The following is a 24,934-nucleotide window of genomic DNA, read 5'->3' on the forward strand; positions in this document are numbered from 1 at the left end:
GTCAGCGGTCCTGGGTGCGGGCGTGCACCGTGTCGACGTTCTGATGGATGTTGCCCTGCCGGCCCTGGCTCTTGGTGTTGAAGTCATCGCCGTGGCCGGCTGAGTGGACGCCGGTCTTGGCGTCTCGGCGATCGCGGCCCTCGCCCTGGATGTCGGGGCGTTGGCCGCGGAAGGACCGTTGTTCCTTCGGGATCGGGGGCGCCTTGCTCATCGGGAGCTCCTTTCCTTTGACCTGAAAGGAACAGCCTGTGAGCCGGCTTGTTCCCGGCTCAGATCGCGTCGAGGCCGATGTCGAGCACGCTGGCCGAGTGGGTGAGGGCGCCGACGCTGACCACCTGGACGCCGGTCCGAGCGATGCCGCCGACCGTCTGCAGGTTGACGCCGCCGGAGGCTTCCAGCGTGACGGCGCCGCCCGTCATGGCGACCGCCTTGGCCAGATCCTCAAGGCTGAAATTGTCCAGCATGATGACGTCCGGACGGTGCGGCAGGGCCTCTTCGAGCTGGACCAGGCTATCGACCTCGACCTCGATCTTCATCAGGTGGCCGGCCGCGGCGCGGGCGCGCTTGAGGGCTTCGCCGACCCCGCCGCAGGCCGCGACGTGGTTGTCTTTGATCAGGATCGCGTCATCGAGGCCGAAGCGGTGGTTGAGGCCGCCGCCGCAGCGCACGGCGTACTTCTCCAGGTGGCGCAGGCCAGGCGTGGTCTTGCGGGTGTCGGCGATGCGCGCGCCGGTCCCGGCGACCGCCTGAACATAGTCGCGGGTCAGCGTGGCGACGCCCGACAGGCGGCCGAGCAGGTTGAGGGCGGTGCGCTCGGCCGAGAGCAGGGCGCGGGCGTTGGCCTCGACCTTGGCCAGGACGTCGCCGGGCTGGACCTCGTCGCCGTCGGCGACCAGGACCTCGAACTTGGCTGCGGGATCCAGCGCCAGCACCGCCAGCCGGGCGCAGGCCAGGCCGGCGACGACGCCGTTCTGGCGGGCGGCGAAGACGGCGACGAGCCGCGCATCCGCCGCGATGCAGGCCTGGGCGGTGACGTCGCCGGCGCGGCCGAGGTCTTCGGCCAGGGCGGCGGTCACCACCGGCTGGATGAGCAGGTCAGGAATGGGAGCGATCATTCGGCGGCGATGCTGGCGGCCGTGGTGGCCAGGTTGAGGAAGGTGCGAGCCGGCGCGGCGTCGGCGGGGCCGTCGGCGCGGAAGTGAGCCCCGAGGCTCGCCGGACGGTCGAGCGCGGCCTGGGCGACCAGGCGGGCGGCGACCAGCGGCGGCGCGCGGCCGTGGGCGGTCTCCATGGCGTCGATCAGGGCGAGCAGCCTCGTGAGGCCCTCTGCGTCACGCACCACGCCGGCGTCGCGGCTCATGGCGGCGCGAAGCTGGGCCAGCGCTTCGGGCGGAAGGTCCGGCGCGGCGGCGGCGCGCAGCGGCCGGGTCTTGGGATCCTCGAACGCGGCGGCGGCGCGGCCGGCGCGGGCCCCGAACACGGCGGCCTCCAGCAGCGAGTTCGAGGCCAGGCGGTTGGCCCCATGGACACCAGTCGAGGCGCATTCGCCAGCGGCGTAGAGGCCGGGCAGGCTGGTCGCGCCGTCGGCGTCGGTGACGATGCCGCCCATGTGGTAGTGGCAGGCCGGGGCGACCGGGATCGGCTGCACCCGCGGATCGACGCCGCCGGACAGGCAGGCGGCGAACACCGCCGGGAACTCGTCGGGGAAGTGGCTTCCGACCGCGGCGCGGGCGTCGAGGAAGGCTCCGCGGCCGGCCTCGCGCTCGGCATGGATGGCGCGGGCCACCACGTCGCGCGGCGCCAGTTCGGCGTCGGTATGGTAGCGCGCCATGAACGCCTCGCCGGCGCCGTCGATCAGCTTGGCGCCTTCGCCGCGCAGCGCCTCGGTCGCGAGCGGGGCCGGATCGCGGCCGATGTCGATGGCGGTCGGATGGAACTGCACGAACTCGGGATCGGCGATGGTCGCGCCGGCCAGAGCGGCGAGAGCCAGGCCTTCGCCCTTCAGCTCCGGCGGCGTGGTGGTCACGCCGTAGAGGCCGCCGACGCCGCCGGTCGCCAGGATGGTGGCCGGCGCGATGAACTCGATCAATTGTCCGTCTTCTTCGGCCAGAACCCCGCGCACGCGGCCCTCGGCGTCGCGCAGCAGGCCGCGCAGCCGGCAGCCGGCGCGAACCTTGACGTGGCGCGAGGAGAGGGTCGCAGCGATGACTGCGTCCATGATCGCGCGGCCTGCCTGGTCGCCCTTCACCCGGGCGACGCGCGAGCGAGAGTGGGCGGCTTCCAGGCTGGTGGCGAAGTCGCCGTCGGCGGTGCGGTCGAACGGCGCGCCCAAGGCGGCCAGGGCGCGGACCGCTTGCGGGCCTTCCTTCGCCAGGATCGCGGCCATGGCCGGATCGACCAGACCGGCGCCGGCCGCGATGGTGTCGGCCGCGTGGAGTTCGGGGGCGTCGTCGCCGCTGAGCGCCGCAGCCATGCCGCCCTGCGCCCAGGCGGAGGAACAGCCCTGGCTCAGCGGGGCGCCGGTCAGGACCAGGGCCTTTCGCGGCGCGGCGGCCAGGGCTGCGGACAGCCCGGCCAAGCCGGCGCCGACGATCAGCACGCCGTCGTGCTTGATCTTCTCCATGGTCAGATCAGCTCGACGTCCACGTGGTGGCGGGCTTTCACCAGGTCATAGCGGGCCGGAACCGCCGGCGGCGGCAGGTCGATCATGCGCTGCACGGCCAGGCGGGCGCGGTCGGCGATCGCCGGATCGACGGTGACCTCGAAGCGGTTGTGAAGCAGGGCCTCGTAGATGTTCTCGAGGCTGATCTTCTTCATGTGCGGGCACAGGTTGCAGGGGCGCACGAACTCGGTGAACGGCGCGTCGGCGGCGACGTTGTCGGCCATCGAGCACTCGGTGATCAGCACCACCTGCTTGGGCTTGCGCTGCAGGACGTAGTCGTTCATCGCCGCGGTCGAGCCGGCGAAGTCCGACACTTCCAGCACTTCGGCCGGGCATTCCGGGTGGGCCAGGATCTCGGCGTTCGGATACGAGGCCTTGAGCTCCAGGATGTCTTCGGCCGTGAAGCGCTCGTGCACCTCGCAGCGGCCTTGCCAGGCGATGATGCCGACCTCGGTCTGGCGCGCGACGTTGCGGGCCAGGAATTCGTCGGGGATCAGGATGACCTTGTCGACGCCCCACTCCTTGGCGACGTGCTCGACCACCTGCACGGCGTTGGCGCTGGTGCAGCAGACGTCGGTCTCGGCCTTCACGTCGGCAGTGGTGTTCACGTAGGTGACCACCGGCAGGCCAGGATAGCGCTGCTTGATCAGGCGCACGTCAGCGCCGGTGATCGAGGAGGCGAGGCTGCACCCGGCGGTCAGATCCGGGATCAGGATGGTCTTTTCGGGCGACAGGATCTTCGAGGTCTCGGCCATGAAGTGCACGCCGGCCTGGACGATGATCGCCGCGTCCGACTTCGCCGCTTCCTTGGCCAGGCCCAGGCTGTCGCCGACATAGTCGCCGACCCCGTGGAAGATCTCGGGCGTCATGTAATTGTGCGCCAGGATGACCGCGTTCTTCTCGCGCTTCAGGCGGTTGATCTCGGCGATCAGCGGGGCGTGGAGGCGCCACTCCATCGGAGTGACGTGATGCTTCACCTTCTCCCACATGGGCGAGGTGGCGGCTTCGACAGCGGGCGTGAACGCGAATTGCGAACCGTCGGCCATTGTATCCCTCCTTATGCTCAAATTGAGCATTTCGTCGGCCTCAAAAAACGCCGCGGGATGTCTGCAGCGCCCCGTCGGCGTCCTGATTATGCTCAAAACGAGCAAAACCGATGGCTGTTGATATAGACCCGCGTCCGTGGCGGCACAAGCCCACATTATCTTGAAGCCTTGTGAGGGAAGCCTCGTCAGGCCGCCTGGCTGCGGGGATCGACGTTCTCGGCCAGGGCCCGAGCCAGGGCGTCGGCGGCGTAGGGCTTTCGCAGCAGCGGCCAGGGCGTTTCGGCCGCGATCGGCTGAGCCTCGCCCGCATACCCGGTCGAGAGGATGACCGCCAAGCCAGGCCGGCGTTCGCTGACCGCGGCGGCGAGATCCAGTCCAGATCGACCGCCGGGCATGACCAGGTCGGTGAGCACGGCGTCGAGTTCCGGATGCTGGTCGAGGGCGGTCAGGGCCTGGTCGACATCGATCGCGCGCACGACGACGTGGCCAAGTTCGACGAGCATGGCGCTGACCATCTCGCCGACCTCCGCGTCGTCCTCCACGAGCAGCACGTTCAGTCGGCGGACGCTTGGCGGCTTCTCCTGTGCGTCTGCTGGCGAGGGCAGGGCAGGCGCCTCGCCGCTGCGGGGAAGATACAGACTGACCGAGGCGCCATCGCCGGCGGCGGTCTCGATGGTGACGCCGCCGCCGCTCTGACGCGCGAAGCCGTAGGCCTGGGACAGGCCAAGTCCGGTCCCCTTGCCGATCTCCTTGGTCGTGAAGAAGGGTTCGAAGGCGCGGGCGAGCACGTCGGGCGCCATGCCCACGCCGTCGTCGCGCACCTCGACACGGACATAGTCGCCGGCCGCGACGTCCTGCACCTGGCCCTCGTGGAGCGCACAGGCTTCGGTGCGGATCTCGATGGATCCGCCCTGGCTGACGGCGTCGCGGGCATTGACGACCAGGTTCATCATCGCGGCGTCGAACTGGCCCTGGTCGATCATGGCCACGGCCTGCGGCGCACCGGCGAGAAGCGTGAACCTGACCGCCTCGCCGACCGCACGGCGAAGCAGCGGTTCGCTTTCGGCCAGCAGGTCGTCGATGCGCACGGCCTCAGGCTTGAGCGCCTGGCGTCGCGAGAAGGCCAGCAGTTGGTGGGTCAACCGCTCGCCGCGTCTCGCCGCACCCAGCGCCGCCTCGATCATCCGGTCGCGGCGCTCGACGTCGTCGGGCCTGCGCTGGATCAGGTCGAGCGCCCCGGTGATGACGGTCAGCAGATTATTGAAGTCGTGCGCCACCCCGCCGGTGAGCTGGCCGACGGCCTCCAGCTTCTGGGCGTGGTGCAGGCGGGCCTGGGCCTCGTCGCGTTCGGCAAGAGCTGCGTCGACGCGTTCGGCCAGCAGCTCGTTGATATCCTGCAGGTCGTGTTCGGCGTCCTTGGCGTCGGTGATGTCGATCCCGATGCCGATGAACCCGGCGAAGGCGCCGTCCGGCCCGTAGCGCGGCTGCGAGACCGAGCGGATCCAGCACCATTCGCCGGTCTTGCGGCGATAACGGGCTTCCAGGCGGAAGGGCTTGCGGGAGGCCTCGCCCGCGACCTGCTCCTTGAGGATCCGCGGCAGATCGTCGGGGTGGAGCGCTTCGCGCCAGTCGAAGTCGAGCGCCTGATCGTAGGGCAGGCCCAGATAGTCGACATAGGCCTGGTTCACGAACTCGCGGCGACCGTCGGTCCTCGATACCCACAGCAGGGCGGGGGCGCTGTCAGCCAGGGCGCGAAATCGTTCTTCGCTTTCTTGCAGTTTTTCAAAGGCATGGCGGCGGTCGGTGATGTCGATGTTGACGCCGACCGCCCGCACCGCGCGGCCGGTTCCATTGACCAGCACCTCGCCGCGAGACAGCAGCCAGCGAACTTCGCCGTCGGGGCGCAGAATGCGGAACTCGCATGGCTCCATCTGGCCGCTGCGGATCGCGGCGATGTTGTTCTGGCGCACCCTTTCGCGGTCGTCCGGATGAACGACGTCGAGCAGCTTGCGCACGCCGGCCCGGGTGCTGATCGGCAGGCCGAGATTGCGATAAAGGGCCGGCGACCAGAAGCCTTCGCCGCTCTCGGCGTCCCAGTCCCAGAGCCCGACGTCGCCGGCGTTCTGCGCCATCTGCAGCCGCGCCTCGCTGCGGTCCAGCGCGGCCTGCGCCTCGTCCAGCCGCAGGACGATCTCCCGAAGGGTGGCGGCGACGAACACCGTGACCGCTCCGGACAATGCGTAGAGGACCACCCCGGCGCGGACGGCCGGGTCGGTGGGAAGGCCGCCGCGTATCGCCAGCGAGGTCGCCAGGGCCGCCGCCAGGCTGAGCCAGCCCCAGCGCTGGCCGGCGAACAGGGTCGCGACGATGAAGGCGGGGAAGTGCGTGACCGAGAGCGCGAAGGCGGTGTCCCACCCCGCGAACAGGCCCCGGATCACGACCGCAGCGGCCATCGCGCCGAGGCTGATCGCCAGCGCAGCCAGCAGCGGCGGCGAGCGTCGCGGGATGAGTCGCAGCGGTGATCCGGCGGGCGTCATGTCATTGGACGCTCTGGTGATTCCGGCCCCGAGTGGGTCGTTGTCAGGACCATGCGAGCCTGAGCGCATGGGTGCAACACTCGATCTTGGCGGGTTTGGCCCCTATCTTGCCAGTTTCCGGCTGCATGGAGCCGGCGCTGAAACAGATTGGGACCTCGCCACTGCCGCTGTCGCAGATCATCTCCCAGCGTGGCCTGATTGCGGCCCTGGCGACGACCTGCGGGTTGGCGGTGATCTTGCTCGCCTGCGTGAATCCCCGCTACGCCGACGGCAACGATGGGAGGTCGCAGGGGCTGGCTCAGGTAGCCCGGACCTTTTCACACCGTGGCCTGACCCGGCTGACCGCCGACATGGACCCGGCGATGCTGGCACTGGCCAAGCGGCATGATCCGCTGACGCGCCAGGCCGACCCCTGGGGGCGGACCGTCGGCTGGACCAGTCTCGACATCTCGAAAATTCCCGATCTCGGCCTCGACACGACGTCGGTGGAGACGGCCGAGGAGATCAACGCCATGCGGGCGTTCTCCAAGCTGCCGATCCGCCCCATGCGACCGTTCGTGCTGCACGCGGGCGGCCAGGACGCGAACCGGGCGCAGAAATGCCTGGCCGAGGCGGTCTATTACGAGAGCGCCCGCGAACCGCGGCTCGGCCAGGAGGCGGTGGCCCAGGTCGTGCTGAACCGCGTGCGCCATCCGGCCTATCCGAAGTCGGTCTGCGGCGTGGTCTATCAGGGCTCGGCGCGGACGACGGGCTGCCAGTTCAGCTTCACCTGCGACGGCTCGCTACGCTACGCGCCCGAGGCGGGCCTGTGGCGCCAGGCGCAGGAAGTCGCCCGCCGGGCCCTGGCCGGCCACGTCAACAAGTCCGTCGGCTCGGCGACCCACTATCACGCCGAATACGTCGCCCCGTACTGGGCCCCGACCCTGGTCAAGATGAAGCAGGTCGGGCTGCACATCTTCTACCGCTGGACCGGCCCCTGGGGAGAGCCGCCGGCCTTCACCGGCCGCTATGCCGGCGGCGAGGCCTTCATCTCGCCGGCGATCCTCGGCGGGTTGGATGCGCGCACCAATGGGCTGCTGGATCCTGAGACGCAGGGCATCGGCGGCGGCCGTCAGGTGACGCTGGCCGTGGCCGGCGAGGTTCGCACCTACAACGTCGCCGACGCCTCGGCGACGGGCGGGGAGCGGACCCGTGTGCTGGGCACGCTCTACGCCCCGCGCCGTAAGCCGACCGCCCAGGAGATCCAGGACATCAACCGCTCGCTGGCGGCGATGGAAGCCAAGGACGACGACGCCGGCGCGGCCGACGCCCCCGCGCACAAGACCTCGCCGGACACTGGCGCAGGCGCGCTCCAGGAGTAAGCTCGGCGGTCATGACCGCCGTTCTCGCGATCCACGCGCACCCCGACGACATCGAAACCCTTTGCGCCGGGACGCTCGCGGTGCTGGCCGCGGCCGGCCATCAGGTCCGCATCGCCACCGTGACCGGCGGGGATCTCGGCTCGACGGCCACCGCGCCGCCGGAAACTTCGCGCATTCGACAGGCCGAGGCGGCGCGGGCCGCAGCGCTGATCGGGGCGGAGTACCGCTGCGGCGGGGTTCCGGACCTCGGCGTATTCAATGACGACCCGACCCGCCGGCGGGTGACGGAGCTGATCCGCTGGGGGCAGGCGGATGTGGTGATCACTGCTTCGCCGGCCGATTATCATCCCGACCACGAGGCGGTGAGCCAGCTGGTGCGCGACGCCTGCTTCGCGGCGTCGGTGCCGAACTATACGACCGGCGAGGCGCGGCCGCTGGACGCCATTCCCCACCTCTATTTCATGGATCCGATCGGCGGCCGCGACCGCGAGGGCGTCTGGACGGTTCCCGACTTCGGGGCCGACGTCTCGGCCGTCTTCGAGACCAAGACGGCGATGCTCGCCTGTCATGTCAGTCAGGACGCCTGGGTGGCGCGCCAGCACGACATTCCCGATCACCTGGCCTCGATGGAGGCTTGGACCCGCAAGCGCGCGCGAGACTTCGACGCCGACCTGGCCGAGGGCTTTCGCCAGTATCGGCACCATCCCTATCCGCGGACACCGCTGCTGCAGGAGATGCTGGGCGCGCGGCTGCTCACGCCCTTGGCTCAGGCCCCGCGCGCGGCGTCGTAGCGGGCCCACATCGGGCCGCAGTCGAGCATGTCGCCGGTCTGCATCGCCTCGTCGATGGCCATGACGGTGAGGCCGGCCTCCATCGACTCGAACGGCGTCACCGGGAAGTCCTGGCGCCCCTCGAGGGTCGCCAGCAGGTCGCGGGCCATGGCCTGGTCGGCGCCGTTGTGGCTGTCCTCGGTGCGGTCGCCGTAGTCAATGCGCTCGGGCTTGCCGCGGTCCATGGCGCGGCGGACCATCAGCTTGTTGCGGACCAGATCGGCGATCAGGGTGCCTTCGGTCCCCGCCACGTACCAGCGGCGTTCGGGCAGGGCGACGTGGCTGTTGGCGTGGAACGACAGCCGCACGCCGTTCTCGTACTGGACCAGGGCGTTCTGGTGGTCGGTGACGTCCATGTCGGAGTGGAAGGCGTCGTTGGCGCTCGCCCAGCCGGCGTCGCGCAGCGCGTAGGCCAGCTGGCCGTCGCTGTAGGCGTAGTGGCCGGCGCGGTCGGGCACGAAGATGTCGCGGCCGCCGAAGCTGGCGACCTTGGCCGGCCTGGAGCGCGTCAGGCGACCGAAGATATCGAAGTCGTGGCAGACCTTGTCGAGCAGGTAGGAGCCGCCATAGGCCTGCTTGCGCCGCCAGTTGCGGGCCAGGTAGCCGCCGTGCTCGGGCGGCAGGTGTTCGGTGGCGTCGATCGAGATCACTTGGCCGAGCTGGCCGGCGTCGACGCGGGCGATGGCCTCGCGGACGATCGACATCGAGCGCATCACCAGGCCGATATAGAGCGGGGGCCCGCCGCCGGCGGCGAGCCGATGGGCGAGGGCCAGGGTTTCGGACTGGGTCCGCACGATCGGCTTCTCGGCGAAGATCGGCCAGCCGGCGTCGAGAGCCTGGTTGATGTGCTCGAAGTGCAGATGGTTGGGCGAGCCGATCATCACCAGGTCGTAGGGGCCCTGGGCCAGCAGTTCGGCGGCGTCCGCGAGGGCGGGACCCGGATCGATCCCGGCCTCGGCCAGGATCGGCGCGCCGACCGGGGCCGGATCGACGTGGGCGGCGACCTGCAGGCTCCAGCCGACCTCCTTCATCGCGGCCAGCACGTGGGCGATGCGCTGGCCCAGTCCGACGACGCCTATGCGGTAGGTTTTCATGGCCGCCTTCCAGAAAGCTGACGGCGTGAGCTTAGCGCGGGCGGGGCGGTCCGCTAGTGGCCTTCACCGCCGCCGAACGCATCGGGATAGGCGACCAGGATCGGCGCATCGAGCGCGCCGTCCTCGAGCGCCAGGGCCATGAAGGCGGGGCTGGCCGAGTAGGGCGACTTCACCTTGGCGGCGGCTTCGCGGCTGAAGCCGAACTTCGGATAGTACTCGGGGTGGCCGAGCACGATGACAGCGTGGGCGCCGAAGTCCTTGGCGGTCTCGATCGAGGCGGCGGTCAGGCGCTTGCCGACGCCGTCCCGCTGGCGGTCGGGCCGCACGGCCAGCGGCGCCAGGGCGGCGTAGAGGTTCACGCTGTCGGCCCACAGGCGGCTGTAGAGGATGTGACCGACGACTTCGCCGTTCTCCTCCTCGACCAGCTCGAACATCACGTCGCCAGCCGCGCGCAGCTTCTCGACGAGATCGGCCTCGTCTGCTTGCCCGAAGGCGGCGGCGATGATCTCGCGGATGGCGGCGTGGTCGGCGGGGCGGGCGTGACGGATCATGCCGTGAGCATAGGCGCGGTCCTATTCCGCCGCCAGCGCCGCCGGCGCGACTTGCGGGCCGCGGATCAGCTTGCCGGGCAGTTCGCCGGTGGCCTCGCCGTGCTCGAAGGTGACCACGCCGCTGACCACGGTGGCGCGATAGCCGCTGGCCTTCTGGATCAGCCGACGGCCGTCGGCGGGCAGGTCGAAGACCATCTCCGGGGCATGGATCGCCAGGGCCTCGAAGTCGATCACGTTGAGGTCGGCCTTCATGCCAGGCGCAATGATCCCGCGGTCGTTCAGGCCGTAGAACTGGGCGGTTTCGCGGGTCTGCATGGACACGACCTTCTCGAGCGGCATGCGCTGGCCGCGGGCGCGGTCGCGGACCCAGTAGGTCAGCATGTAGGTCGGGAAGCTGGCGTCGCAGATCACCCCGCAGTGCGCGCCGCCGTCGGACAGGCTGAGCACCGTGTTCGGGTCGTGCATCATCTCGACGATGTGGTCGAAGCTGTGCTCGGCGTAGTTCAGCAAGGGCAGGTAGATATAGCCGGCGCCGTCGTTCTCCATGAGCATGTCATAGACCACCGCTTCCGGGGTCGCGCCCTGGCGGGCGGCCTCGGCGGCCACGGAGTCCTCGGCGCGCGGCTCGTAGTCGAGCTGACCGTTCCGCTCCAGGCGGAACATGTTGCCGAAGTCTTGGAGCAGGGCGCCCATGGCCGGCGCCTGGGGCGTCACCTCGGAGATGATGGCCTCGCGCACCGCCGGATCGCGCAGGCGCTGCAGGCGTTCGGCGAAGGGCAGGGCGGCGATGGCGCGGTAGGCGCTCTTGCGGATGAAGGGGTGCACGGTCGACTGCCAGCCCAGCACCATGCCGGTTGGGCGGCAGGCGATGCCGGCCTTGATGTTGGCGCCCTGCGCCTGGGCCTCGGCGGTCAGGGCCAGCATGTCGCGCCACTTGTTCGGCTGGAACGGCGACTGCAGCAGGCTGTAGTTGACCGGCAGGCCGGTCTCCTTGGCGAAAGCCGCCATCCAGGCGAACTCGTCCTCGGGAATGGTCATGTCCGAGGCCAGCTCGAACACGCCGTGTCCGGCCTCGCCCAAGGCGCGGCCGATGCCGATCATCTCGTCGGCCCCGGCGAAGGTGCCGGGGATCACTTCGCCGTCCTTGGTCCGGTGCAGGGCGGTGCGGGAGGTCGAAAAGCCCAGGGCGCCGGCCTGCACCGCCTCGCGGGTGATGCGGGCCATCTCGGCGATGTCCTCGGGGGTGGCGACCTCGTTGCGCGCGCCGCGCTCGTCCATGACATAGGCGCGGATGGCGCTGTGCGGGGCCTGGGCGGCGACGTCGAGCACGCGCGGCTTGCGGTCCAGGCTGTCGAGATATTCGGGGAAGGTTTCCCAATCCCACTTCATGCCCTCGGCCAGGGCCGAGCCGGGAATGTCCTCGACCGCTTCCATGATGCCGATCAGCCATTCGTGGCGGTCGGGCCGGGCGGGCGCGAAGCCGACGCCGCAATTGCCCATCACCACGGTGGTGACGCCGTGCCAGCAGGATGGGCTGAGATAGGCGTCCCAGGTCACCTGGCCGTCGTAGTGGGTGTGGATGTCGACCCAGCCCGGCGTGACCAGCAGGCCGTCGGCGTCGATCTCGCGCCGGCCCTTCTCGGGCACCTGTCCGACCTTGGCGATGACGCCGCCGGATACCGCAACGTCGGCCTGGCGGGGCGCAGAGCCCGTGCCGTCGACCACCAGACCACGCCGAATGACCAGATCGTACATGGCTTCCTCCCAGGAAATTTTTGGAAGGCTAGGTACGGTGACCCCACGTCACTCAAGAGGCGAGCGCGGCCTGAACCCATCGCCGTCGGGCGCGTTCCATAAGACCAGCGCAACTCGAGAGGGGCGACCATGTCCATCAACAACCGCCGTGAACTCAGCCTGCTCAACCACGAAGAGGGCGAGCTGATCCGCGCCTCGCACCATCCGGCCATCGCCGAGCTCGACGCCAAGGATCTGGCCGAGACGCGCAAGCGCCTGCGCGCCATGCGCGACAAGGAACGCACGCTGGCCCGCCAGAAGGTCCGCGAAGTGCGCGGCAAGGGCGAGCCACGCGGGAGCGGGACGGCCGAGCACCTTCAGGAGCGCAAGCAGGTCTTCGCCAGCGCGCTGAAGCGGGTGAACAAGCAGGCCCATCGCGTGCAGGTCGAGGATGCTCGGGCCGCCCACATCGAGGCCTCCAAGAAGGCCCTGGCCATGCGCCGCGCGGCCGGCGCCGCGTCGCGTCCGTCGCCGGGCAAGACCGCCAGCGGCGGGATGCAGGCGGTCGAGAGCAGCAAGACCGCATCGAAAGTCGCGCCGGCCAAGGTCGGAAGCGTCTCGCAGGCGAACAAGAACGCCCAGGCCAAGCGGGACAACTAGAATTCTACTCCGATCGTCATGGCCGGGCCGACAGGTCCCGGCCATCCATAAGCGCGAGGCTATTTGTAGGTCAGTGAGTATGGATCCCCGGCACGCTTACGCGGCCGAGGATGACGGGCCTGGATGCTTCAGTCTCCCGCCACCCAGCTGACGTCGGCGCCAAGCGCGTTGAGGTTCTCGACGAACTTCGGGTGGGCGCGCTGGATCGGCGAGGCGTTGAGGATGGTGCTCTCGCCCTCGATGCTGGCGGCCAGCATGAAGAGCGCGATGGCCACGCGGATGATGTAAGGGCTTTCGACCGTCGCCGGGGTCAGCGGCTTGCCGCCCCAGGTGATCAGCCGGTGCGGGTCGCAGAGCAGGGCGTGAGCGCCGAACTTGCCCAGTTCGGAGTGCCAGCCGAGCGCGCCGTCATAGACCTTGTTCCAGAACATCACCTGGCCTTCGGCGCGCACGCCGAGCGCCACGAAGATCGGCAGCAGATCGGCGGGCACATAGGGCCAGGGCGCGGCCTCGACCTTGGTCAGGATGTTCGATGTGAACGGCTCGCGGACCTTGAGCTTGCCGTCGACGCGGGCGCGGCTGAAGCCGTTCTCGTGGGTCACCTCGACGCCGAACTTGGCGAAGGTGCGGTCCAGCAGCGGGAACTGTTCCACCGAACCGTTCTGGACGGCGATCTCGCCGCCGGTGATCGCGCCCATGGCCAGGAAGGTCGCGACCTCGTGGAAATCGTCGGCGAAGGTGAACTCGACGCCGCCCAGGCTGTCGACGCCCGAGACGGTCAGGCGCGAGCCGCCGACCCCCTGGATGCGCGCGCCCATGCCGGCCAGGAACTCGCAGAATTCCTGGACGTGCGGCTCGCAGGCCGAGTTGGTCAGCCGCGACAGGCCCTTGGCGGTGGCCGCGCAGAGCACGAAATTCTCGGTGGTGGTCACCGAGGCGTAGTCCAGCCAGTGCTGGGTGGCGGTGAAGCCCTTGGGCGCGGCGATGACCGTCGCGCCGGGCTCGCTGGTCACCTCGGCGCCGAACGCCTTGAAGACGTCGATGTGCGGATCGATCTCACGCGAGCCGAGGGTGCAGCCGGTGACGTCCTCTTCCAGGCTGGCGCGCCCGAAGCGGTGCAGCAGGGCCGGGATCAGCATGATCGAGGAGCGCATGCCGAGCGGCAGGTGCGCGGCCTTGGGGTCGAGGTCGCGGCCGTGGTGCAGGCGCAGTGTCCCGGTGGCGTAGTCCATCTCGACCGACGAACCGAGCTTTCCAAAGAAATCCAGCAGCTTGCGCACGTCGGTGATGTCCGGCACCCGGTGCAGGACGATCGGCTCGTCGCTGAGCAGGGTGGCGCAGAGCACCGGCAGGACGGCGTTCTTGTTGGCGGAGGGCGTGATGGTCCCACGCAAGGCGCGGCCGCCTCGCACGATCAGGTTCGTCATGGCGGCGCGTGGCCTCGTCTCTAGGGCAGGGGCGGCGCTCGGCCGCCCGCTAAGTTGATGTCGTCGATGCTCTCAGAGGTCACCAGGCGCCGATGCGCTGGGCCTCATGATGGCTGATCGGGTGCTGGGCCTTTTCGTGGTCTTCTTCAGCCAGCAGTCTTACAGCTTCCAGCGCGGCCATGCAGCCCATGCCCGCGGCGGTGACGGCCTGGCGATAGACGTCATCGGTCACGTCGCCGGCGGCGTAGACGCCCTTGATCGCGGTGGCGGCGCTGCCGGGGACGACCTTGAGGTAGCCCGAGCCGTCCATCTCGAGCTGGCCCTTGAACAGTTCGGAGGCCGGTGCGTGACCGATGGCGATGAACACGCCGTCGGCCGCGATCTCACGGACCTCGCCGGTCTTGATGTCCTTCAGCTTCACGCCGGTGACGCCCAGGGGCTCGGTCGTGCCGACGACTTCGTCGATGGCGACGTTCCAGATCACCTCGATCTTCGGGTGCGCGAACAGGCGTTCCTGCAGGATCTTCTCGGCGCGGAACTCGTCGCGGCGGTGCACGACCGTGACCTTGGAGGCGAAGTTGGTCAGGAACAGCGCTTCCTCGACCGCGGTGTTGCCGCCGCCGACCACCACGACCTCCTTGCCGCGGTAGAAGAAGCCGTCGCAGGTCGCGCAGGCAGAGACGCCAAAGCCCTGGAACTTCTGCTCGGTGTCGAGACCGAGCCACTTGGCCTGGGCGCCGGTGGCGATGATCAGGGTCTCGGCCAGCCAGACGTCGCCGCTGTCGCATTCCAGGCGGAACGGACGCTGGCTGAGGTCGGCCTTGATGACGATGTCGTTGATGATCTCGGTGCCGACGTGGGCGGCCTGGGCCTGCATCTGCTCCATCAGCCAGGGACCCTGGATGACGTCGGCGAAGCCCGGATAGTTCTCCACGTCGGTGGTGATGGTCAACTGGCCGCCCGGCTGGATGCCGGCGATCAGCACGGGTTTGAGCAGCGCGCGCGCGGCGTAGATGGCGGCGGTGTAGCCGGCTGGGCCGGAACCCAGGACGAGGCAGCGGGTGGTGCGAGGAGCATTCTGCGACATGGCGTCTATGTAGGGGAGATTCTGAGCGGTTGCGACAGGCGCCGGGCGTGGTCGGTCAGCGCACGCGCCGCAGGGCTCAGACGCCGGGGTCGCGCGCCGCCAGCCGCGGGGCCGAGATGACCTCCAGCAAGGCCTCCGCCACGCGTTGCGCGCCAAGTCCGTCGCAGAGCTCCAGACTGGCCGCGGTCAGGCGCGTGCGGGTGGCGGTGTCGCTGAGCAGGCGCACCGCGGCCCGGTCGAAGGCGGCGGCGAAGTCCTCATCTTCGGCGTCGACCACCAGGGCGGCGTCGCGATCAGCCAGGGCCCGGGCGGCCGGCCGCTGGTTCTCGGCCAGCACCACCAGCACCGAGGGCAGGCCTAGGGTGCAGCGCTCCCAGGTGGTCGATCCGCCGGCGCCGAACGCGACGTCGGCCTCCAGCGTCAGGCGGGCCATGTCCTGGGCGTCGACGTGCAGGGTGACGCGCGGGTCGTGCGCCGCCACGCGGGTGAGGCCCGGCAGGCTGGGGGCGTCGGCGCCCAGCACCACGTCGAAGGCCAGGTGTCCGTTGCGCTGACGCAGCCGGTCGAGCACCCGCGAGGTGACGCCCCCGACATCGGTCAGGCCAAGCGCGACCAGCACGCGCTCCACCGGGCCGCCGCGCCGGGCGATCGCCGCCTCTCGCAGGGCCGCGAACTCCGGCCGCAGCGGCGCATAGCGGGGGCCCAGCAGCAGGCGGGCGCCTTCGGTCAGGGCCGCGTAGTCGGCCTCGGTCCGCGCCGGGCCGGAGTCCAGCACGATGTCGGCGGCGAGCGGACGGTCGGCGAGGTCGTCGATGACGAGCGTCGGGCGTCCCTGGGCGATGAACTGGTGATCGACGCGTTGCAGGCCGTAGTGGTCGAACACGACCGCGTCGAAGGCCAGGCCGGCGACGGCGGCGGGCAAGTCGGCGGCGGCGATGGAGGCGACTTCTTCGCGGCTCATGTCCGGGGCGAAGGCGTCGAGAATGCCGGCGACGACCGGCGGGGCCAGGAACACGCATTCGGCGCCGTGTTCGCCAAGCGCCCTCGCCAGGCTGAGCGAGCGCATCACATGTCCGCCGCCGACCGCCGGGCCGGCGTTGGCGATGAAGAGGATGCGAGGCCGCAGAATCATCTTGCAACCATGGGACGCCGAAACCCGCGGCTTGGAAAGGGGCGCGGCTCAGCGCGGCAGGCGCACGAAGAACAGTTCCGGGTCGCCGGGATCAAGATGATCGACCTGCCCGGCCGGGAGGTAGCCGCGGGCCGGCAGCAGTCTGCGCATGATCGTGTTCGACACGTTGGTCGAGACGAACAGCTTTTGGGCGGCGTGCGCCTGTTCGATCTCGTCCAGCAGCGCGCTGGCGACGCCGCGGCGTTGCAGGCGCGCGTCGGTGACGATCAGGTCGAGAAAGGGGTTGCTGAAGAACCAGCCCGTCACGGCGAAGCCGGCCGGTGCGCCGTCCAGCAGGGCCAGCCGCGCGACCCGCCCGTGCTCACCGGCGAACGCGCGGCGCAGCCAGTCGGCGCGGTGAGGGCTGGTCGCGGCGGTGGGGTCGATCGACAGGGCGATATCGGCGTCGTCGGCTCCGGCCAGGCGGATCGAGACGACCATGGCCCTAGACCCTGCGCGCGTCGAAGCGGCGCAACACCTCGTCGGCCGCCCGCTCGGTCTCGGCCAGCGGTTCGTAGGTCCAGCGGTGGAAGGCGCCGCCGAACGGCCGGGCCGCGCCCAGGCGTTCCAGGTCTTCGTGGAACAGCCGGAACTTCAGGCTCTCGCCGTCCATCTTCATCACGAACACCGGCTTGCCGGTCGACGCCGCGTCAGTGGCCAGGTTGGTCGAGTCCTCGGTGACCAGGATGTAGTCGGCCGCCGCCAGGTAGGCGAAGTAGGGATTGTCGCCTTCGCCGTTCCAGATCACGCCGGGCAGGTGCTTAAGCCGCGCCTCGAGGATGTTCTTGGCCGGATCGGGCGTGCGGCGGGTGAAGCTGACCATCACCGAGCCGCCTTCCTGGACGACCGGCAGCTCGATCTCTCTAGCCATGGCGGCGGCGCGCTCGGGCGAGATGTCGTGGGCCTTCGACTTGCCGCCGATGATCACCGCCACGCGCGGACGCGGCAGGGCGTCGAGCTGGGCCTGGAACCGCTGCAGGTCGGCGGCCATGCGCTCGGCGTTCACTCGCCCCGGCGAACCGGTGATCGAGAAGACGTTGTCGCCGTCCAGCCGGTCGTGTTTGGGCGGGATGACCAGATCGAACAGCCGGGTCGGCATGCGCGGATCCTGGACCTGGACCACGTAGGTCTTGCGCCCGGACCAGCGCCGCACGCGGATGGACAGCGGCAGGGTCGCGCGGCCGGCGGCGATCCAGATGTCGGGCCACGGCGGGGCGATGTCGCTTTGCGGGGTCAGCAGCCGGCGCGGAAAGAGGGTCAGCCACCAGGGCAGGCGGCCGATCCAGCTCTTCCAGCCGATCTGCTTGACGACGATCCGCGCCGATCGCTTGCGCGCGATCGCATTGGCCAGGCCGACGACCTGGGCCTCAATGCCCGCGCGCCCGTCCGACACCGCCCAGATGACGAGTGGCGCGGCGGGCGTCGGGTTTGATGCTGACAAGCCGGGAATCCCGGAGCCTAGAGCCACTCGACTTTGAGGATCTCGTAGGCCTTGCCGCCGCCGGGAGTGTTCACCTCGACGACGTCGCCGGTTTCCTTGCCGATCATGGCGCGGGCCAGCGGCGAGACGATGGAGATCTTGCCTTGCTTCACGTCGGCTTCGTGTTCGCCGACGATCTGGTAGCGGGCTTCTTCCTCGGTGTCTTCGTCGACCACCGAGACGGTGGCTCCGAATTTCACCTGGGTGCCGGACAGCTTGGATACGTCGATGACCTGGGCGCGGGCCATCCGGTCTTCGATCTCGGCGATCTGGCCTTCGATCCAGCCTTGCCGCTCCTTAGCGGCGTGGTACTCGGCATTCTCGGAGAGGTCGCCATGCGAGCGCGCTTCCGCGATCGCAGCGATCACGGCGGGTCGCTCGGCGGTCTTCAAACGCTTCAGTTCATCGTCGAGGGCTTGCCAGCCCTCGGCGGTCATCGGGACTTTTTCCATCGTGGATGAGGACTCGGATTCGCCCTTTTGGGAGTTCGTTGGCCGGCCGCGGGCGCAGGCGTCCGGGGGGGTAGAGATTAGATGTCGCAGCACAAAAACTCAAGGGCGCGCCGGCAGGCGGCCCCAGGAGGTCAGTTCGAAAGCTGTTGAGAAGCGTGCAGGACGCTTTGTCGTCAGCCGCTTTCCGAGACGATCGCGCCTTGCAGTTCCTTGGTGTCGGGGGCCTCGAAGACGCCCTCGATGAAGTCGAACATCTCCGGCGTCACGCCGATGGAGAAGGTCTCGCCGCGAACGACGCTGCGCTCCAGCACCCGTGCGCGGCGCACGTCGGCCGGCGCGGTCACGAAATGGAACTGCAGCGGCAACTCGACGGCCTGGGCGATCTCGGCCACCCGGGCGCGGTCGGATCGGCGCAGCAGGCCGAGGTCGAGCACCACCGACGTGCCGGCGGCGATGACGCCGGCCGCCGTCGACCAGATCTGGGCCTCGCAGCGTTCGACCCGCTCCATCATCCAGTGGTACTCGATCGGCTCGGGCATGTCGGCGGCGAACAGCCGCGCCATCCAGTCGTCGATCGCGAAGTGGACCGCCGGCTCGCGCCGGGCCAGTTCCTTGGCGTAGGTGGACTTTCCGGCGCCCGAGGGGCCGTAGACGACGTGAAGCGTGGCGGTCATGCCCCGCCCCCTAGAGCATTTCCGCGAGCGCGGAAACGCCCAAGAGGCGTGGCGGGCGCGGCTATTTCACCGACAGGCCGCCGTCGATGACCAACTCGGCCCCGGTGACGTAGCGGCTTTCGTCCGACGCCAGCCAAAGCACGCCGTTGGCGATGTCCTCGGGATAGCCCTTCACGCCCAGCGGCACGCCCTCCGCGCTCATGGCGTCCAGCGCCGCGCCGCGCGGAGGGCGGGCGTTGTCGCCGACCTCGCCGGTGCCGACGATGGTGTCCCAGATCGGGGTCTCGATGATGCCCGGATGGACCGAGTTCACCCGCACGCCGTCCTTAGCCGCGGCGCATTCCATGGCCACGGCCTTGGTGAACAGCCGCACGCCGCCCTTGGTGGCGCAGTAGCCGGCCAGGATCGCCGAGCCCTTCAGGCCGGCGACCGACGACATGTTGATGATCGAGCCGCCGCCGTTCTCGCGCATCAGCGGGATCGAGTGCTTCACGCCCAGGAAGACGCCGTCGAGATTGACCGCGGTCTGCTTCTGGAAGTCGGCGAGGGTCATGGTCAGCACCGAGCCGCCGATGCCGATGCCGGCGTTGTTGACCAGGATGTCGAGCCGGCCGTGCGCGGCCTTCACCGCGGCGACGACGTCGATCCAGGCCTGCTCGGAGGTGACGTCGTGGTGCAGGTAGCTGGCCTTGCCGCCCATCGCCTTGATGGCCTCGACCGTCTGGGCGCCCTTCTCGTCCTGCAGGTCGGTGACGACGATCGTCGCGCCTTCCTGCGCCAGCCGTTCGGCGCAGCCGCGGCCGATCCCGCTCGCCCCGCCGGTGACCAGCGCAACCTTACCTTCGACCCGACCGGCCATGCTTTCGACTCCCTAAGTGATCGTTGTTTAGTTTTGCTACGCCTAGCCTAGCTCGGCGATAGAGGCCAGCCTCCGACGCCAGTCAGAGATTCGGAGTATCGGTATGTCGATCACCATTCGTCCCTGCGTACCGGGCGACGAGGCGGCCCTGGCGCTGGTCGGTCAGGCGACGTTCCTGGAGACCTATGCGGGCGTCCTGCCGGCCAGCGACATCCTCAGCCACTGCCGCACCCAGCACGGCGAGGCGCTCTATGGGCAATGGCTGGCCAAGCCCGGCTATCGCCTGTGGTTGGCGGAGATGGACGAGGGCGGCGCGCCGGTCGGCTATGCGGCTCTGACGCCGCCGGACCTGCCGGTGGCGACGGGAGAGGGCGATGTCGAACTGAAGCGCATCTACCTGCTCAACCGCTTCCACGGCACGGGCCTGGGCGGCCGGCTGATGGCGACGGCGCTGGAGTGCGCCGGGCAAGCGGGATTCACCCGCATGCTGCTGGGGGTGTTCGGCGGCAACTCGCGGGCGATCGCCTTCTATGCGCGCCAGGGCTATGTCGAGGCGGGCGTGCGCAAGTTCCGCGTGGGCGCCAACGAGTACGACGACCTGGTCCTGGCTAGAGCCCTCTGACCGGCGCCGTACTCGCGATTAGGGTTGGCGTCCTACCAGGTGACCTTGCCGTTGGCCGTGAGCAGGCCAATCAGCATGGCCGCACCAAGAGCGATGATCAGACCCACGACGATAAGGTCTGTGTACCCCTCGAAGCGCTCCAGCAGATGCTTGTTCTTGTGATGGTGGACCTCACCTTCGTGGTGTCCGGATTGCATGGCGTTTCCCTTCGCACACTGAGACAGAGGACACGTCCTCGCCCAACTGCGACAGGCGCCCATGGGGGCCGACCGGCTGGTCATCAGGGGCCGCCGGAACGCGCCCACTTTGCGCCTGCGTACAGCAAGGCGACGCTCTGAGGTTGCGCCTGCAACGGACGCCGGTCAATCAGCAATTTCCGCTAAGTCGTTCACAAACTTGAGGTTGCGAGGCGCTCGCACAGCCACGCCGTCGCGTGCGAGTGGGAATTGGAGGGGCGAGGCCCCCGCAACGCTTGGTGTTTGACATCTCCAGTTGATCACTGTTTGTTCTGGCAAGCGATCTTGGGGGAGGACGCGATGGCGCCGAGGTTCGTGCTCGTTCTGGCGTTCGCCGCGGTGTTGCTGGGCTGTGCTCGCGGCGCCGAGAGCGCCGATGCGGAGATGTCGCCGAAGGCGTTCCGTGAGTTCTTCATCGGCTACGGCCAGCAGGCGCTGCCCGGCGCGCAGTTCACGCGCATCGACAATGACACGGTCGAAGTCGTCCAGCCGGGGGACGTAGCTGTGCGGCTCTCTCTCAAAACCGCCTACGTCGAATATCTGCGCGCGCCAGAGGCCCAGGATCTGATCGCCGGCGCCCTGATCGCCACGCTTCGCGAAGGCGACGTCGTCGCTGACGCAGAGCGGCTGGTGGCGATCCTGCGACCGGCCGGACACGACGTCGAAATCGGGGTGACGAGGCGCGGTGAATTGATCACCCGACCGTTCGTCGGTGATCTCGTTCAGGTGCTGGCGATCGATAGCGAGGAGTCGATCAGCTACGCCACCGTGGACGTTCTTCAGACGCTTGGCCTAAGCGAAGAGCAGGCCTGGGCGCGGGCTCGTGAGAACCTGCAGGAGCGGATTGGGCTTGGACGTCGGGCCTATGGAAGAGGCTCCGGGGCTTATCGCCGTCAACAGCGAGAGCGGGCTGGCGCCCAGTTCACTGTTGTTGCCCTCGGCCTGCGCTCAGGGGGCGAACGGCCGGCCGCTGCTGGTCCTGGCGCGCCACTTCTTCATCATGCCGGCGGACACGGAGCCGCAAACCACGTGGGCCTTTTGGAACCTGGCGCGCTATGAGGCCACGAACCCCGATCGGTTTTCCGGCAAGGTCATCGCCTGCCGCGAGGGGCGGTGGACGGTCGCAGAACCGCCCACCAGCTGATCCCGATCAGGCGTAGCTTTGCAGCGGACGCACGTCGAGGGTGTCCTCGACGGTCGCGACGATGGCCTGAGCCGCGGCCAGCGCGCCGGCGGCAGTCGTGAAGTAGGGCGTCTTCATCATCAGCGCCGTGCGGCGGATTTCGAAGCTGTCGGCCAGCGACTGCTTGCCCTCGGTGGTGTTGAAGACCAGCTGAATCTCGCCGTTCTTCATCGCGTCGACGATGTGCGGGCGACCTTCCAGCACCTTCTTCACCTGCTCGACTTCCAGACCCTGTTCGGCCAGGTAGCCGCCGGTGCCGGCCGTCGCGACGACCTTGAAGCCTTGGCTCAGCAGCAGCTTCACCGGCTCGAGGATCCAGGGCTTGTCGGCGTCCTTCACCGAGACGAACACCTTGCCGGTCTTGGGCAGCTTCACGCCGCCGCCGAGCTGGCTCTTGGCGAAGGCGCGGGCGAAGGCCGCGCCGTTGGTCTCGCCCGGGCGGATCCAGTCCAGGCCCATGACCTCGCCGGTCGAGCGCATTTCCGGGCCCAGCACCGTGTCGACGCCAGCGAAGCGGGCGAACGGGAAGACCGCCTCCTTCACCGCGACGTGGTCGTAGGGCTTTTCGGTCAGGTTGAAGCTGGCGAGCTTCTCGCCGGCCATCAGCTTGGCGGCGATCGAGGCCAGCGGCTGGCCGATGGTCTTGGCGACGAACGGCACCGTGCGGCTGGCGCGCGGGTTCACTTCCAGCACGTAGATGCGCGGATTGTCGGAGTGCGGCTCCTCGATCGCGAACTGCACGTTCATCAGGCCGCGCACTTCCAGGGCGCGGGCCATGGCCTCGGTCTGGCGCTTCAGCTCGGCGATGGTTTCCGGCTTCAGCGAGAACGGCGGCAGCGAGCAGGCGCTGTCGCCCGAGTGCACGCCGGCTTCCTCGATGTGCTCCATCACGCCGGCGACGAACACCTGGCCGGCGTCGTCGCACAGGGCGTCGACGTCCACCTCGGTGGCGCGGCTCAGGTACTGGTCGATCAGCACCGGGCTGTCGCCCGACACCTGCACGGCGGTGTTGACGTAGCGCTCGAGCTGCTCGTCGTCGCGGATGATCTCCATCGCGCGGCCGCCCAGCACGTAGGAGGGGCGGATGACGATCGGATAGCCGACCTTGTGCGCTCCGGCGAAGGCTTCGTCGCGCGAGCGGGCGATGGCGTTGATCGGCTGGGCGATCTTCAGCTTGTGCAGCAGCTGCTGGAAGCGCTCGCGGTCCTCGGCCAGGTCGATGGCGTCGGGCGAGGTGCCCAGGATCGGGATGCCAGCGTCTTCCAGCGGCTTGGCCAGCTTCAGCGGGGTCTGGCCGCCGAACTGGACGATGACGCCCAGCAGGGTCCCGCGGGCCTGCTCGACCGCGATCAGCTCCAGCACGTCCTCGGCCGTCAGCGGCTCGAAGTACAGGCGGTCGGAGGTGTCGTAGTCGGTCGAGACGGTCTCGGGATTGCAGTTGACCATGATCGACTCCACCCCGATGTCCGCGAGGGCGAAGGCCGCATGGCAGCAGCAGTAGTCGAACTCGATGCCCTGGCCGATCCGGTTCGGGCCGCCGCCCAGGATGATCGCCTTCTTGCGATCGCTCGGCTCGCTCTCGCACTCGGGGATCTGGCCGAGCACGCCGGTCTCGTAGGTCGAGTACATGTACGGCGTGGCGGCGCGGAACTCGCCCGCGCAGCTGTCGATGCGCTTGAACACCGGGCGCACGCCATGGGCGCGGCGCTGTTCGCGGACCTCGGCCTCGGTGGTGTGGGTCAGCTTGGCCAGGCGCGCGTCGGAGAAGCCCTGGGCCTTCACGGCCCGGAATTCGGCGGCCGTGCCCGGCAGGCCGCGGTCGCGGATCGCGGCCTCCGCCTGGATCAGGGTCTGCAGCTGGCGCAGGAACCACGGCTCGTACGAGCAGGCCGCATTGACCTCCTCGACGCTCAGCCCGTGGCGGAACGCTTGGGCGATCACCAGCAGGCGGTCCGGGGTCGGCTGGCCCAGGGCGCGGATCACCGCGGCGCGGCCGGTCTCGGCGTCGTGGGCGCCTTCGATCTCGACCTCGTCCAGCCCGGTCAGGCCGGTCTCAAGGCCGCGCAGGGCCTTCTGCAGGCTCTCGGCGAAGGTCCGGCCGATGGCCATGACTTCACCCACCGACTTCATGGCGGTGGTCAGGGTCGGCTCGGAACCCGGGTACTTTTCAAAGGCGAAGCGCGGGATCTTGGTGACGACGTAGTCGATGCTGGGCTCGAACGAGGCCGGGGTCGCGCCGGTGATGTCGTTCATCAGCTCGTCGAGGGTGTAGCCGACGGCCAGGCGCGCGGCGACCTTGGCGATCGGGAAGCCGGTGGCCTTCGAGGCCAGCGCCGACGAGCGCGACACCCGCGGGTTCATCTCGATGACGACCATGCGGCCGTCGGCCGGGTTCACGGCGAACTGCACGTTCGAGCCGCCGGTCTCGACGCCGATCTCGCGCAGCACGGCGATCGAGGCCGCCCGCATGCGCTGGTATTCCTTGTCGGTCAGCGTCAGGGCCGGGGCGACGGTGATGGAGTCGCCGGTGTGCACGCCCATCGGGTCGATGTTCTCGATGGAGCAGACGATGATGCAGTTGTCCGCCTTGTCGCGGACGACCTCCATCTCGTACTCCTTCCAGCCCAGCACGCTTTCCTCGATGAGGACCTCGGTGGTGGGGGACAGGTCGAGACCGCGTTCGACGATCTCTTTGAATTCCTCGACATTGTAGGCGATGCCGCCGCCGGTGCCGGCCAGGGTGAAGGACGGACGGATAATCGCCGGCAGGCCGACGAACTCCAGGCCCTCCATGGCTTCGTCCATCGAGTGGGCGGCCTTGGACTTCGGGCTCTCGAGGCCCAGCTTGTCCATGGCGTCGCGGAACTTCTGACGGTCCTCGGCCTTGTCGATGACCTCGGCCTTGGCGCCGATCATCTCGACGCCGTACTTGGCCAGCGCGCCGGAGGCCTCGAGCGCCAGCGCGGTGTTCAGCGCGGTTTGGCCGCCCATGGTCGGCAGCAGCGCGTCGGGGCGCTCCTTGGCGATGATCTTCTCGACCATCTCCGGGGTGATCGGCTCGATGTACGTGGCGTCGGCCACGTCCGGGTCGGTCATGATCGTGGCCGGGTTCGAATTGACCAGCACGATGCGGTAGCCCTCGGCGCGCAGCGCCTTACAGGCCTGGACGCCTGAGTAGTCGAACTCACAGGCCTGGCCGATCACGATCGGCCCGGCGCCGATGATGAGGATCGAGGAGATGTCAGTGCGTTTCGGCATGTCCACTCGC

The 24,934-nt window shown here is 69.1% G+C and carries 23 protein-coding genes; 5 read left to right on the forward strand and 18 right to left on the reverse strand.

What is annotated here, in order from left to right; all coding sequences use genetic code 11:
- Position 1 precedes the first annotated feature (1 nt).
- The 5 genes from AC1Q87_RS19060 to AC1Q87_RS19080 form a co-directional block, all read right to left on the reverse strand.
- The gene (locus tag AC1Q87_RS19060; RefSeq protein ID WP_293399526.1) at positions 2–211 is read right to left on the reverse strand and encodes a hypothetical protein; all 210 of its coding nucleotides are present in this window, start codon (positions 209–211) and stop codon (positions 2–4) included.
- A gap of 58 nt (positions 212–269) precedes the next feature.
- Complete coding sequence (gene nadC / locus AC1Q87_RS19065; protein ID WP_492610409.1) at positions 270–1,115, reverse strand: carboxylating nicotinate-nucleotide diphosphorylase; 846 nt, start codon at positions 1,113–1,115, stop codon at positions 270–272.
- Positions 1,112–2,629: an L-aspartate oxidase gene (locus AC1Q87_RS19070; RefSeq protein WP_492610618.1), complete on the reverse strand. Its 1,518-nt coding sequence runs from the start codon at positions 2,627–2,629 to the stop codon at positions 1,112–1,114. Before AC1Q87_RS19070 ends, nadC begins: the two co-directional genes overlap by 4 nt.
- On the reverse strand, positions 2,626–3,708 hold the full coding sequence (gene nadA / locus AC1Q87_RS19075) for a quinolinate synthase NadA (protein WP_492610410.1): 1,083 nt from the start codon (positions 3,706–3,708) through the stop codon (positions 2,626–2,628). The genes AC1Q87_RS19070 and nadA overlap by 4 nt, the downstream gene beginning before the upstream one ends.
- 185 nt (positions 3,709–3,893) lie before the next feature.
- Positions 3,894–6,245, reverse strand: coding sequence for a hybrid sensor histidine kinase/response regulator (locus AC1Q87_RS19080; RefSeq protein WP_492610411.1), 2,352 nt, complete (start codon positions 6,243–6,245; stop codon positions 3,894–3,896).
- Between the two features lie 125 nt (positions 6,246–6,370).
- Between AC1Q87_RS19080 and AC1Q87_RS19085 the strand changes: the two genes are divergently transcribed.
- Both AC1Q87_RS19085 and AC1Q87_RS19090 read left to right on the forward strand, forming a co-directional pair.
- Positions 6,371–7,606 (forward strand): cell wall hydrolase, encoded by a 1,236-nt coding sequence (locus AC1Q87_RS19085; protein WP_492610412.1) that lies wholly within the window; start codon positions 6,371–6,373, stop codon positions 7,604–7,606.
- Between the two features lie 11 nt (positions 7,607–7,617).
- On the forward strand, positions 7,618–8,397 hold the full coding sequence (locus AC1Q87_RS19090; RefSeq protein ID WP_492610413.1) for a PIG-L deacetylase family protein: 780 nt from the start codon (positions 7,618–7,620) through the stop codon (positions 8,395–8,397).
- Here the strand turns inward: AC1Q87_RS19090 and AC1Q87_RS19095 are convergent.
- Genes AC1Q87_RS19095 through AC1Q87_RS19105 form a run of 3 tightly spaced genes read right to left on the reverse strand, consistent with a single transcriptional unit; the run spans position 8,373 to position 11,836 of the window.
- Positions 8,373–9,530, reverse strand: a complete 1,158-nt coding sequence (locus AC1Q87_RS19095; RefSeq protein WP_492610414.1) for a Gfo/Idh/MocA family protein — start codon at positions 9,528–9,530, stop codon at positions 8,373–8,375. The genes AC1Q87_RS19090 and AC1Q87_RS19095 overlap by 25 nt on opposite strands.
- A gap of 53 nt (positions 9,531–9,583) precedes the next feature.
- Entirely contained in the window at positions 9,584–10,081 is a 498-nt protein-coding gene (locus AC1Q87_RS19100; protein ID WP_492610415.1) for a GNAT family N-acetyltransferase, read from the reverse strand.
- Between the two features lie 21 nt (positions 10,082–10,102).
- On the reverse strand, positions 10,103–11,836 hold the full coding sequence (locus tag AC1Q87_RS19105) for an N-acyl-D-amino-acid deacylase family protein (RefSeq protein ID WP_492610416.1): 1,734 nt from the start codon (positions 11,834–11,836) through the stop codon (positions 10,103–10,105).
- 129 nt (positions 11,837–11,965) lie between these two features.
- Here AC1Q87_RS19105 and AC1Q87_RS19110 point away from each other — a divergent pair, with 129 nt between their 5' ends.
- On the forward strand, positions 11,966–12,475 hold the full coding sequence (locus tag AC1Q87_RS19110) for a hypothetical protein (RefSeq protein WP_492610417.1): 510 nt from the start codon (positions 11,966–11,968) through the stop codon (positions 12,473–12,475).
- A 128-nt stretch (positions 12,476–12,603) separates the two neighbouring features.
- Here AC1Q87_RS19110 and AC1Q87_RS19115 read toward each other — a convergent pair whose 3' ends face one another.
- The 8 genes from AC1Q87_RS19115 to AC1Q87_RS19150 form a co-directional block, all read right to left on the reverse strand.
- On the reverse strand, positions 12,604–13,902 hold the full coding sequence (locus tag AC1Q87_RS19115) for a UDP-N-acetylglucosamine 1-carboxyvinyltransferase (RefSeq protein WP_492610418.1): 1,299 nt from the start codon (positions 13,900–13,902) through the stop codon (positions 12,604–12,606).
- A 79-nt stretch (positions 13,903–13,981) separates the two neighbouring features.
- The gene (gene trxB / locus AC1Q87_RS19120) at positions 13,982–14,989 is read right to left on the reverse strand and encodes a thioredoxin-disulfide reductase (protein ID WP_492610419.1); all 1,008 of its coding nucleotides are present in this window, start codon (positions 14,987–14,989) and stop codon (positions 13,982–13,984) included.
- 76 nt (positions 14,990–15,065) lie between these two features.
- Complete coding sequence (gene pseG / locus AC1Q87_RS19125) at positions 15,066–16,121, reverse strand: UDP-2,4-diacetamido-2,4,6-trideoxy-beta-L-altropyranose hydrolase (protein ID WP_492610420.1); 1,056 nt, start codon at positions 16,119–16,121, stop codon at positions 15,066–15,068.
- A 48-nt stretch (positions 16,122–16,169) separates the two neighbouring features.
- Complete coding sequence (locus AC1Q87_RS19130) at positions 16,170–16,601, reverse strand: GNAT family N-acetyltransferase (RefSeq protein WP_492610421.1); 432 nt, start codon at positions 16,599–16,601, stop codon at positions 16,170–16,172.
- 4 nt (positions 16,602–16,605) lie between these two features.
- Complete coding sequence (locus AC1Q87_RS19135) at positions 16,606–17,601, reverse strand: mitochondrial fission ELM1 family protein (protein WP_492610422.1); 996 nt, start codon at positions 17,599–17,601, stop codon at positions 16,606–16,608.
- Between the two features lie 17 nt (positions 17,602–17,618).
- Positions 17,619–18,092, reverse strand: coding sequence for a transcription elongation factor GreA (gene greA / locus AC1Q87_RS19140; RefSeq protein ID WP_492610423.1), 474 nt, complete (start codon positions 18,090–18,092; stop codon positions 17,619–17,621).
- Positions 18,093–18,265: 173 nt separating this feature from the next.
- Positions 18,266–18,766 carry a P-loop nucleotide/nucleoside kinase family protein gene (locus AC1Q87_RS19145; protein ID WP_492610424.1) on the reverse strand — a complete coding sequence of 167 codons (501 nt, stop codon included), beginning with the start codon at positions 18,764–18,766 and terminating at the stop codon, positions 18,266–18,268.
- A 61-nt stretch (positions 18,767–18,827) separates the two neighbouring features.
- On the reverse strand, positions 18,828–19,625 hold the full coding sequence (locus tag AC1Q87_RS19150) for an SDR family NAD(P)-dependent oxidoreductase (RefSeq protein ID WP_492610425.1): 798 nt from the start codon (positions 19,623–19,625) through the stop codon (positions 18,828–18,830).
- Between the two features lie 103 nt (positions 19,626–19,728).
- On the opposite strand from AC1Q87_RS19150, the gene AC1Q87_RS19155 reads away from it, so the two are divergent.
- On the forward strand, positions 19,729–20,247 hold the full coding sequence (locus tag AC1Q87_RS19155; RefSeq protein WP_492610426.1) for a GNAT family N-acetyltransferase: 519 nt from the start codon (positions 19,729–19,731) through the stop codon (positions 20,245–20,247).
- A gap of 32 nt (positions 20,248–20,279) precedes the next feature.
- On the opposite strand, the gene AC1Q87_RS19160 is transcribed toward AC1Q87_RS19155, so the two are convergent.
- Positions 20,280–20,444, reverse strand: coding sequence for a hypothetical protein (locus tag AC1Q87_RS19160; RefSeq protein ID WP_267233302.1), 165 nt, complete (start codon positions 20,442–20,444; stop codon positions 20,280–20,282).
- Between the two features lie 339 nt (positions 20,445–20,783).
- Between AC1Q87_RS19160 and AC1Q87_RS19165 the strand changes: the two genes are divergently transcribed.
- Positions 20,784–21,542 carry a DUF1444 domain-containing protein gene (locus AC1Q87_RS19165; protein WP_492610427.1) on the forward strand — a complete coding sequence of 253 codons (759 nt, stop codon included), beginning with the start codon at positions 20,784–20,786 and terminating at the stop codon, positions 21,540–21,542.
- 91 nt (positions 21,543–21,633) lie between these two features.
- Here the strand turns inward: AC1Q87_RS19165 and carB are convergent, their stop codons facing one another.
- The gene (gene carB / locus AC1Q87_RS19170; RefSeq protein ID WP_492610428.1) at positions 21,634–24,924 is read right to left on the reverse strand and encodes a carbamoyl-phosphate synthase large subunit; all 3,291 of its coding nucleotides are present in this window, start codon (positions 24,922–24,924) and stop codon (positions 21,634–21,636) included.
- Between the last annotated feature and the right edge of the window lie 10 nt (positions 24,925–24,934).

This window comes from Phenylobacterium sp. GW823-FHT02A09 (genome assembly GCF_058797775.1).

What these genes read in the sequence shown, in the direction of transcription:
- AC1Q87_RS19150 (WP_492610425.1), bottom strand. Translation starts at nt 19,625, where the DNA reads ATGGCCGGTCGGGTCGAAGGTAAGGTTGCGCTGGTCACCGGCGGGGCG.
- pseG (WP_492610420.1), bottom strand. Translation starts at nt 16,121, where the DNA reads ATGATTCTGCGGCCTCGCATCCTCTTCATCGCCAACGCCGGCCCGGCG.
- nadA (WP_492610410.1), bottom strand. Translation starts at nt 3,708, where the DNA reads ATGGCCGACGGTTCGCAATTCGCGTTCACGCCCGCTGTCGAAGCCGCC.
- AC1Q87_RS19095 (WP_492610414.1), bottom strand. Translation starts at nt 9,530, where the DNA reads ATGAAAACCTACCGCATAGGCGTCGTCGGACTGGGCCAGCGCATCGCC.
- AC1Q87_RS19155 (WP_492610426.1), top strand. Translation starts at nt 19,729, where the DNA reads ATGTCGATCACCATTCGTCCCTGCGTACCGGGCGACGAGGCGGCCCTG.
- AC1Q87_RS19090 (WP_492610413.1), top strand. Translation starts at nt 7,618, where the DNA reads ATGACCGCCGTTCTCGCGATCCACGCGCACCCCGACGACATCGAAACC.
- AC1Q87_RS19110 (WP_492610417.1), top strand. Translation starts at nt 11,966, where the DNA reads ATGTCCATCAACAACCGCCGTGAACTCAGCCTGCTCAACCACGAAGAG.
- greA (WP_492610423.1), bottom strand. Translation starts at nt 18,092, where the DNA reads ATGGAAAAAGTCCCGATGACCGCCGAGGGCTGGCAAGCCCTCGACGAT.
- AC1Q87_RS19085 (WP_492610412.1), top strand. Translation starts at nt 6,371, where the DNA reads ATGGAGCCGGCGCTGAAACAGATTGGGACCTCGCCACTGCCGCTGTCG.
- trxB (WP_492610419.1), bottom strand. Translation starts at nt 14,989, where the DNA reads ATGTCGCAGAATGCTCCTCGCACCACCCGCTGCCTCGTCCTGGGTTCC.
- AC1Q87_RS19145 (WP_492610424.1), bottom strand. Translation starts at nt 18,766, where the DNA reads ATGACCGCCACGCTTCACGTCGTCTACGGCCCCTCGGGCGCCGGAAAG.
- AC1Q87_RS19080 (WP_492610411.1), bottom strand. Translation starts at nt 6,245, where the DNA reads ATGACGCCCGCCGGATCACCGCTGCGACTCATCCCGCGACGCTCGCCG.
- AC1Q87_RS19130 (WP_492610421.1), bottom strand. Translation starts at nt 16,601, where the DNA reads ATGGTCGTCTCGATCCGCCTGGCCGGAGCCGACGACGCCGATATCGCC.
- AC1Q87_RS19105 (WP_492610416.1), bottom strand. Translation starts at nt 11,836, where the DNA reads ATGTACGATCTGGTCATTCGGCGTGGTCTGGTGGTCGACGGCACGGGC.
- nadC (WP_492610409.1), bottom strand. Translation starts at nt 1,115, where the DNA reads ATGATCGCTCCCATTCCTGACCTGCTCATCCAGCCGGTGGTGACCGCC.
- AC1Q87_RS19060 (WP_293399526.1), bottom strand. Translation starts at nt 211, where the DNA reads ATGAGCAAGGCGCCCCCGATCCCGAAGGAACAACGGTCCTTCCGCGGC.
- AC1Q87_RS19115 (WP_492610418.1), bottom strand. Translation starts at nt 13,902, where the DNA reads ATGACGAACCTGATCGTGCGAGGCGGCCGCGCCTTGCGTGGGACCATC.
- carB (WP_492610428.1), bottom strand. Translation starts at nt 24,924, where the DNA reads ATGCCGAAACGCACTGACATCTCCTCGATCCTCATCATCGGCGCCGGG.
- AC1Q87_RS19160 (WP_267233302.1), bottom strand. Translation starts at nt 20,444, where the DNA reads ATGCAATCCGGACACCACGAAGGTGAGGTCCACCATCACAAGAACAAG.
- AC1Q87_RS19100 (WP_492610415.1), bottom strand. Translation starts at nt 10,081, where the DNA reads ATGATCCGTCACGCCCGCCCCGCCGACCACGCCGCCATCCGCGAGATC.
- AC1Q87_RS19165 (WP_492610427.1), top strand. Translation starts at nt 20,784, where the DNA reads ATGGCGCCGAGGTTCGTGCTCGTTCTGGCGTTCGCCGCGGTGTTGCTG.